Genomic DNA, 9,321 nt, shown 5'->3' with positions numbered 1-9,321 from the left:
TGCCAAAGGAACTTAGCCCTCGCCTTATATTTGTGTATCCCAGACGGTTTTTCTGGGCATTGTAAATTACCATTGCATCCTCAAGGAGCACAAAGATATATCTATAGGCAAACATAAGGATTTCTATGATACCCTTTGGCACCCTCAGCCAGGAAAGCCCTGCAATGAATTCTGTAAAAGGTGTAGAAAATCCCGTAACAGATAATACAGAGACAGCTCCCAGGATTCTAAGTGCAATAATGAGCCCATCTATGAATCCATCTTTGTACCCTGAAATATTCACATCCATAATATTTATGGAAAAAAGAATAACCTTTCCCGAGAACAATTTCACGATCATAATTATGAAGGCAATAAAGAGAGGCTCTGAAAACCTTAACATAAGGGTCTTCACCGGTATCTTCATCCAGATAGAGAGCAGGAGGCATAAAGAGAGTACAAACAATGGCAGCATAAAGCCCCTGTAACTCAGAACCATAATCATAACAGCAAGGCTCACAAAGATCTTTATCCTTGCATCGACTCTTGCAAGAAAATGCTCTTTATTGAAATACTCAGAAAATAGTTCCATAAATTAAGAATCCTGTTTAAAATGATTATTCAAAAAGATAACCATCCTTTCCCCTATCTGGACTGTGGCCCCCTTTCTTCACTCAATACCATCCAGTAATATCCTGCAAAAAATCCACCAACTGCACCAGCAATGAGAAAGACAAAAAGGAGGAGGTCTCCCTGATCTGTGTTTATTAATGGATCTCCTGCCTCTCTGCCATGTTCTTTGGCAAACCTTTCAATAACAGATTCGTCCACACCAGACCATTTCTCAGAGGCAGTGACAATTGATAGATTAAAGGCAATGATCAAAAAAAGTAATAAAACAATCCTGCCATAATTCTGAATCCTTGACCTAACATCATGTATATTCATGCTTTCACCTCCTCTGCCTTTATAATCTTCATCTTCACAAGAAGATCAGGCCTCTTTTTATAAAGGAGAACAACCATGCCTGATGTCATTGCACCCTCAAGAATACCAAGTGGCAACTGGGTGGGTATAAAGGCTACAAGTATCTTCAAGAAAAGGGGCGTAAAGGGAGCATCACCTCTTATTCCCGATGCCAGTTCAATAGATGTGGTTATGTATGTTGCCCAGTCTGCAAATAATCCAGCCATAAATCCTGAGACCGCCATAGTGATGTTAAATCTTCTCAAGACCCTGAATGTAAGATAACCCGCAAAGGAACCCATGACACCCATCGACACAATATTGGCTCCCAGGGTACTTAAACCACCATGGGCAAGAAAGAGTGCCTGAATAAGAAGGGCAACAGCTGATATAAGGATACTTACAGCAGGACCAACGAGAATTCCTGATATCCCGGTACCAGCAGGATGGGAACAGGTTCCTGCAGTTGGAACAGGAACGGGCATACATGATATAAGGAATACAACAGCAGCCATGAGTCCTGCAAGGGGTTTAAAGGAAAGTTCAGTTGAGGACCTTCTTTTAAGTTCATACAATCCCCATGCAATAAAGGGTAATGCAACGATCCACCAGAGGACTGCCCAGTTTAAAGGCAGTATACCCTCTGATATATGCATGGCAAAAGCATTTCTGTTAGAAGATAGAACAAAGAATAGAGTAAAGAGACCTAAGATAGAAAAATATGTTTTTCTCCTTTTAAACTTTATTTTTCCTTTCCTCTGTAATTGATTCTTTGTTTTCATGAACTCACCTCCTGTGTTATTTTTATTAAGGCATTCACTATGGAAGCAGCCACAGACGAGCCACCTTTTCTGCTGATGTTTGTTATAAATGGAAATTTCTGTGAGGAAAGTAATACCTTTGACTCCAGTGCATTTACAAATCCAACAGGAACACCGATAACGAGCGATTGATTATATGTGATGGGCGATGGATTATTAAAAATCTCTATAACCTTAAGAAGCGCTGTTGGAGCATTTCCGATGGCTATGATACCGATATTGCTGTTTTCCTTTAATGCCATCTCTATGGCTGTCTCCGCACGAGTTCTTCCTGTCTCTTTTGAAAGTCTTACAACATCTTCATTATTTATATTACAGATCACTTTTCCACCAAAAGGCTCAAGCCCCCTCTTATTAATACCTGCTTTTACCATCTCAACATCTACTAATATGTCCTTGCCTGACTTTATTGCCCTTATTCCTGTCCTTATAGCCTCTGGATGAAAGAGGAGTGTATCTCTGAATTCAGGGTCAGCAGTTGCATGAATCACCCTTTTTATTACCTCTGTTTCTAAAGAATCGTCCTTTAGACCAAATTCCTCTGATATCTGCTCAAGGCTTGTTTTTTCTATCCATTCTCCATAAGAAGGCTGTTTAAGGAAATCCTTTATCCTTTCGAATACCAGTCTCGCAGTCCATTCATTGAATCCCAGGGGCTCGGTATAGAAAAACTCACGATCTGGATATGAAGACCTTGCCCTTTCTATTATCTCTGGTATATCCCTTTTCACATGCACTCCCTTTGAGAGAAAAAAGGGATGAATTATGATCCTTTTTGCTCCTGAATGGACTGATTCCTCTATGGCCTCCATGATATCAGGACTTCCAAACTGAAGATAAGCTATCTTCACACATTCCCTTATGCAAACCGGATGAATGAGACTATGAAGAAGCAGGGCCATCTCATGGAGATTGTTTGCTCCATCCTCAGGACTTCCGTGACCAACGAGTATTATTTTGTCCATGAACCCTCCGTAAGCCATTTAATGATTCTATCTATGTTGTGAAGATGAATATATGTTGAAAGCGTCTTTTTAAAAAGATAACCTTCTTCCTTCAGATATATTCCATCTTTTGAAAAAACTCTGAAAATCTTCTCAACTCCTTCATCTCCTCCCTCTATCATTGAATAATGGAATTCATGTCCTCGGCACTGGATTCCTGTATTTATGAGTTCAACATATCTGTATCCGAGTACAGGCCTCTTCATCATCCTCACTGTAAAGGGTAGGGCACCGGTCATTGGATAGAATAGATTATCGATGTAAATACCCCTTGATAGGTACATGAGTCCTCCGCATTCAGCATAAAGGGGAAGACCATCTTGGATCCATTTTCTTATGGATTCCTTCATTGAATGATTTCTGGAAAGCCTCTCAGCATAGAGCTCCGGATAGCCACCACCTATGTAAATAAAATCCAGGTTATCTGGTATTGCTTCATGATTTAATGGACTGAACTCGATAATCTCAGCTCCCTGTTCCCTTAATCCATCAAGAACATCCCTGTAATAAAAGCTGAAGGCCTCATCCCGGGCAATACCAACAGTTATCTTTTTATCCCTTTCTGATTGAAAAGAAGGAATATACTCCTTGACCTTTGTCTTCTTAAGCAGTGAATCAATTTCTATGAACTCATTCACCATTTTTTTCAGTTCTCCTATTGCATCTTCAGAAAGGGGAGATTCCTCTGCCCTGTATAATCCCAGATGTCTTGAAGGAATCTGGAAATTCCTGTTTCTTGGAAGATGACCAAAGACCTCTATATTCAGATCCCTGATCGATTCCCTGAGTCTTTTATAATGTTCTATTCCTCCAGTCCTGTTGAATATCAACCCCGATATCCTTATACCCTTATCCATTGCTTCCTCCATATAGCCTCTCACAACAGGACGGATGCTTTCTGCCATGCCATAGGCATCTATGATTAGAATAACCGGCACCTTCAGGAATCTCGCAAGATCAGCTGCTGATGGAGTTCCATCAAAAAGCCCCATAACACCTTCAATAATAACTGCATCCATTCCTTCACTGTATTTATTGAATATTCCTTTAACATAGTCATCACCCATCATCCAGAGGTCAAGGTTTACTGATAGGCTTCCAGTTACTATACCGTGAAGTCCGGTATCTATAAAATCAGGACCTGCCTTAAATGACTGGACCTTAATTCCCCTCTCAAGCAATGCTCCAAGAATACCTATCGTGAGGGTTGTCTTTCCTGAACCACTGTGAGTGCCGGCCAGAAGAAATTTAGAGTGCATATTTTAAGGCCTCCATTAATCTTCTGTTTTCCTCAGGATTCCTCACAGAAACCCTGAACCAGGCATATCCATTAATTTTTTTAAGACCTCTGAAATTTGAACAGTCTCTTATTAGTATCCCCTTTTTTCTGAGGATCTCAGCTGTTCTTTCAGGAGCTTTAAAGATATAAAAATTAGCTGCAGAAGGAATATAGTAGATTCCCCTTTCCTCAAAAAGACTCTCCATGTCTTTCTTCCACTCTTCTGTCACCTGTAGAGTTAATAATCTGAAAGCTTTATCATTAAGTGATGTAATTCCAGCTATCTGGGCAGGGCCATTAACTGTCCAGGGCTCTTTGTAATAAAGGAGTTCTTCTGCGAGGTCTTTATCAAAAACTCCATAACCCAGTCTGAGCCCTGCAAGACCATAAAACTTTGTCATGGATCTGAGGACAATAAGATAGGGATTTTCCTTCACCATGTTTATAATGCTCTCTTCAGGGACAAAATCCATGAATGCCTCATCAACAACAAGATAACATTTCAGGTCTCTTACAGCCTCTGCAATCTTAATTACATCTTCCCTTTTCATCAATCGGCCTGTAGGATTATTGGGATTACAGAGGAATACCATGTTAAAAGAACGAGATGAATAACTGGTGATGAGTGATGAGATAAATTTATCAGGATCTATATCAAATTTATCTTCTTCATATAAGTGGTAAATCTCCACCTCTGATCCATAAATCCTGCATGCCCTTTCGTATTCAGAAAAGGTTGGAGCAGGAATGAGGGCTCTTTTAGGTCTTAATGACCTTACGAGGAGATAAATCAATTCTGTGCTTCCATTACCTGTAATCACTCTATCAGGCTCAATATTATGCTCATCAGCTATTGCCCTTCTTAATTCCCATGAACAGGGGTCAGGATAATGCCTGAGTATTACCGGATTATCCCTAAGGGCATTCATAACTGAGTCAGGAGGCCCAAGGGGATTTACTGATGCACTGAAGTCAATAATATCCTCATACCTGAATCCCTCCATTAAAAGACTGTATATGTCTCCTCCGTGTAGGAATTCATAGTTACATCTAGAGTCAGACTTATGGAAAAAACCTCTCATAACCTCACCAGCACAGCTATCATTGCAGCAATCAGAGCTGATAGAGTAACAAGTATAATACCCTCCATTGCCACTGCTGTATCTAATGCCCTTAAAGATAGACCAATATAGGGTTTATTTACCACCACTCCTTCATAGGTAGCGGGACCACCCAGCCTTATACCCAGGGCTCCTGAAAGGGCTGCCTCAGGATAACCACTGTTTGGGCTTGGATGGTTTTTCCCGTCCATGAGAGTTACAAGAAAGGAGCGCCTTGTGAACAGATAGCCAACCAGAAGGGAATCCTTTATTAAAAGAAGAAAATCATAGATCATGAATACTGTAAGGATTATAAATCTCCTAAGTGGAGCTGATTTCTTAAAGATGAGTTTATTGAATATCCTGTAAATGCTTTTTGCAGTCTCAACAAAGAATATTGAGATCATAATAAGGGCTGCAGAGAGCCTTGCAGGAATGTAATTCACGATGTCATCAAGCCTTGCAGCAGCCCAGCCAAAATATCTGTATCTTTCATTTTTATATCCTATCATGGAGTCCATTGTATTTATTACCTTGTAGGTCATGGCAAGAGGAAGACCTCCGAGGACAAGATAGAATAGAGGTGCAACCACTCCATCTGATAGGTTTTCTGAAAGGGTCTCCATTGTCGCCCTTAAGACCTCCTCTTCTGAAAGATTCTCTGTATCCCTGCCAACAATCATGCTGAGGGAATTCCTTGCCATTTTGAGATTGCCTTCTTTGAGATAATCAATAACCTTCATACACGAAGTAATGAGTTCTCTGGTTGCAATGGTCGTAGAAATAACAAGGACAAAAATAAAAGTGGTAGCAGCACCTATTAATATTGCACCTTCATCAGCCAGCCTGTAAAAAAGTGATACAGCCAGGCACGAGATAAAAAATGTGGAGGATACCATGATTAGCATAAGAAAGACTCCGCCAATTCTTTCAGAAGCGGCACCCTTAAAAAATCTTCTTAAGAGAATCTCGAGCCTATGGATAAAAAAACCCATTATCCTTACAGGATGGGGCAACCATCTGGGATCTCCTATAAGGAGATCAATCAGAAAGGCAAGTGCTATCTGCCATCCCTCAATAGTGAAACAATCTTTTATGGCATCGATCATTTAAGAAGTCTCCATATAAAGGACATATCAATGTGTTCTTCAATACTTTTTGAGAGTGAATCTATTAACCCTTCTTTTAACTCCCTGTAACTGTATGTGAAGCTCAAAGGCTCAAGGCCCTTCTTCATTCTTGCTGAATTTATAATGGCCCGCCTGAAGTGATCGTTATCAAAGATCCCGTGTATATAGGTACCCCAACAATTGCCATTCATAGAACCATCAAGGACAGGACTTTGGGGATGGGAAAATCTTTTTATCCTGAATAATCCCGTATCACCTGTACTTCGTCCCATATGGATCTCATAACCTTTAAGTGCAGAGGAGAGCAGACCGAAGGCCTCAGAATTTACCTCAGCCTCTATCTGTGCTGTTAACTTTGGCTCCTGAAATACTGTTTCTATTTCAAGAAGACCGATCCCTTCTATCTCTCTTACACTGCTTTCCAGACAGGACGGATCAGCTATTCTTTTTCCAAGCATCTGGTATCCACCGCAGATGCCTATTATCTGAATTCCCTTCTCAAAGGCCCTCTTCAGACTCTCATCAAGATTATTCTCCTTAAGAAAGATAAGGTCTCTGACTGTATTTTTTGTTCCTGGAACTATCACAATATCAGCATTTTCTATATCAGCAGGGTTCCTGGAATAGAGGAGCTCAACATCAGGCTCATAGAATAGGGGATCAAAATCTGTAAAATTTGAAATATAGGGCAGCCTGAGAACCACGATCTTAATCTGAGAAGTACCCTGAACATTGTATATTGAATTTTGAACTCTCTTATTATCAAGGCTCAGTCCGTCCTCTTCCGGCAACATTATATCCCTCAGGTAAGGAATGACACCAATAACAGGTCTGCCGGTCTTTTCTTCTATTAGACTGAGTCCAGGGGTGAGGATGTCCCTGTCACCTCTGAATTTATTAATCACAAATGCCTTTATATATCTAGCGTCACGCCCAAGAAGTTTCACCGTTCCGTAGAGTGATGCAAAAACACCTCCTCTATCTATATCACCTACTAGCAATACAGGTGCCTTTGCATATTTGGCCACTCTCATGTTTACAATATCCGCTTCAAGGAGATTTATCTCGGCAGGGCTTCCAGCACCTTCTATAACCAAGAGCTCATATCTTTCAGACAGCCTTTCTAAGGATTCTTTCACAGAGGGCCATAGCTCTTCCCTCAGAGAATAATATCTCTTTGCCTCGTAATTTCCGTAAACCCTACCATGAACAATTACCTGGCAGCCCTTTTCACCGGATGCCTTAAGAAGAACAGGATTCATATCAACAGATGGTTCGGTTCTGGCTGCCTCTGCCTGAAGTGCCTGCGCCCTTCCGATCTCTCCTCCATCCATTGTGACAAAGGAATTCAATGCCATATTCTGGGCCTTGAAGGGAGCAACCTTTATCCCCCTCTTATTAAAAATTCTACAGAGAGCCGTAACTATAAGGCTCTTGCCAGCTCCTGAACCTGTACCCTGGATCATTAAAGCCTTTGCCATATTTAATCCCTCAATGTGAAATTCAATAATTTAACAACAGGATAACCATCGTGAAACTGGATTACATTAATGCAGGCATGCTCCTGTTCAATCCTGAAGATATTCTCAAGAGGTATCCCGAGGATCTCACAGAGTATGACCCTGTTTACACCACCATGGGCAACAATAATTGAGCTGGTAGAAATACCTGAAACATTGGAGGCTGGATTATTATTTTTCATATTTAACTGCTGCTCTAATGCCCTGCTATGCTGCTCTATCTTCTTTAGACCTTTCATTACCCTATCTCTCACCTCAATTGTGCTTTCACCTCCTGGCGGACTGTATCTGAGTGGGTTACTTCTCCATGCCTCAAATTCCTCAGGATAGGTCATCATTATCTCTTCATAACTCATGCCTTCCCAGAGTCCGAAATTTCTCTCCTTTAATTCCTCTATCACAACAGGTGTAAGACCGAACTCCTTTCCTATTATCTCAGCACTTTTCAATGCCCTCTTCAGCGGAGAAGAATATAGCACCAGATTCTGCTCAGCTATAACGCTCCTTAGATAGAATGCTACCCTCTCCATCTGTCTTATTCCCCTTTCTGAAAGTAGTACATCCATACTCCCCTTGTATCTCTTGATCCCATCACCTTCGGTTACACCGTGCCTTATAATATAAAGTGTCTTTACCATGATATACTGAACCTCCACCATAAGATTAATAGCAGAAGAAATATTAATTCACTGATCTCATTCAGGGCTCCGAGTGTATCACCTGTCTGGCCACCCAGTCTCTTCTTTAAAAAAGAAAGCCAGAGAAGTGAGAATAAATAGAGAGTCAACGTTACAAAGATACAGAATATATAGAACCTTTCAGGTAAGTAATGTCCAAATAGGGCATATATAAGACTGTATATAGATAAAAGCCATGCTCCTGCGATTAGAAAGTCCTTTGTCCTGTAATTCGCCATAAATAGATAACCCAGCCCTTCGGTTCTTGCAGGTCTTCCATGAAACATGGCAACATTCATTGTCCATTTGGAGACCACCGGCATTAGGAGAAAGGAGAGATAGTATAAGGACGGTATGAGATGAGAGATGTTTTTAAGCGAGAGATACTTAAGAAAGAGAACAGAGACCATTGCCAGCACACCTATTGCACCTGTGGCACTCTCCCTTGCAACAGCAAGTCTCTTCTCCCTGTCAACAAGAGGAGCACCAGTGGACTTAACAGCTATTGCATCAAAGGTGTCTGCAAGACCATCAAGATGAAAGGCACCGTTTAAGAGAATGTAAGAGAGAAGTGCAATGGCTATAGCAAGGTCCTGATGAAAGACCCACTCAGACAGAGCGAGCACCGAAAGTATAACCATACCCTGAAAAAGTCCTACTGGAACAAAAAACGGAGAAGACCTTGCTATCTCTACTGGTGTGACCTTAAACCTTAACTTCAAAGGAATGATGGTCAGAAACTGAAGTGCGAGTAAATATCTTTTCATATTTTAATCCTCAATTTTGAACCTCATTAGATACCCCAGCTTCCTCAAAGGTTGCCATCTCTTTATATATCTTAAGAC

10 protein-coding genes are annotated in these 9,321 nt (G+C 40.9%); all 10 read right to left on the bottom strand.

The window, feature by feature from the left end:
• A partial coding sequence (gene cbiQ / locus N2257_07915; protein ID MCX7794309.1) for a cobalt ECF transporter T component CbiQ occupies nucleotides 1-571 on the bottom strand: 571 nt, incomplete at its 3' end.
• Between the two features lie 53 nt (nucleotides 572-624).
• On the bottom strand, nucleotides 625-927 hold the full coding sequence (locus N2257_07910; protein MCX7794308.1) for a hypothetical protein: 303 nt from the start codon (nucleotides 925-927) through the stop codon (nucleotides 625-627).
• Nucleotides 924-1,727, bottom strand: coding sequence for an energy-coupling factor ABC transporter permease (locus N2257_07905; GenBank protein MCX7794307.1), 804 nt, complete (start codon nucleotides 1,725-1,727; stop codon nucleotides 924-926). Before N2257_07905 ends, N2257_07910 begins: the two co-directional genes overlap by 4 nt.
• Entirely contained in the window at nucleotides 1,724-2,731 is a 1,008-nt protein-coding gene (locus tag N2257_07900; GenBank protein MCX7794306.1) for a precorrin-8X methylmutase, read from the bottom strand. The genes N2257_07905 and N2257_07900 overlap by 4 nt, the downstream gene beginning before the upstream one ends.
• Complete coding sequence (locus tag N2257_07895) at nucleotides 2,719-4,029, bottom strand: cobyrinate a,c-diamide synthase (GenBank protein ID MCX7794305.1); 1,311 nt, start codon at nucleotides 4,027-4,029, stop codon at nucleotides 2,719-2,721. Before N2257_07895 ends, N2257_07900 begins: the two co-directional genes overlap by 13 nt.
• Nucleotides 4,019-5,131: a threonine-phosphate decarboxylase CobD gene (gene cobD, locus N2257_07890; protein MCX7794304.1), complete on the bottom strand. Its 1,113-nt coding sequence runs from the start codon at nucleotides 5,129-5,131 to the stop codon at nucleotides 4,019-4,021. Before cobD ends, N2257_07895 begins: the two co-directional genes overlap by 11 nt.
• Nucleotides 5,128-6,258, bottom strand: a complete 1,131-nt coding sequence (gene cbiB, locus N2257_07885) for an adenosylcobinamide-phosphate synthase CbiB (GenBank protein ID MCX7794303.1) — start codon at nucleotides 6,256-6,258, stop codon at nucleotides 5,128-5,130. Before cbiB ends, cobD begins: the two co-directional genes overlap by 4 nt.
• Nucleotides 6,255-7,760, bottom strand: a complete 1,506-nt coding sequence (locus N2257_07880; protein MCX7794302.1) for a cobyric acid synthase — start codon at nucleotides 7,758-7,760, stop codon at nucleotides 6,255-6,257. Before N2257_07880 ends, cbiB begins: the two co-directional genes overlap by 4 nt.
• A gap of 2 nt (nucleotides 7,761-7,762) precedes the next feature.
• Nucleotides 7,763-8,437: a histidine phosphatase family protein gene (locus tag N2257_07875; GenBank protein MCX7794301.1), complete on the bottom strand. Its 675-nt coding sequence runs from the start codon at nucleotides 8,435-8,437 to the stop codon at nucleotides 7,763-7,765.
• Nucleotides 8,431-9,243, bottom strand: coding sequence for an adenosylcobinamide-GDP ribazoletransferase (gene cobS, locus N2257_07870; GenBank protein ID MCX7794300.1), 813 nt, complete (start codon nucleotides 9,241-9,243; stop codon nucleotides 8,431-8,433). Before cobS ends, N2257_07875 begins: the two co-directional genes overlap by 7 nt.
• Nucleotides 9,244-9,321: the final 78 nt, after the last annotated feature.

Source organism: Thermodesulfovibrionales bacterium (assembly GCA_026417875.1).
In the GTDB taxonomy this organism is placed as follows: Bacteria; Nitrospirota; Thermodesulfovibrionia; order Thermodesulfovibrionales; family CALJEL01; genus CALJEL01.
This window is presented reverse-complemented; position numbering and strand designations above follow the sequence as displayed.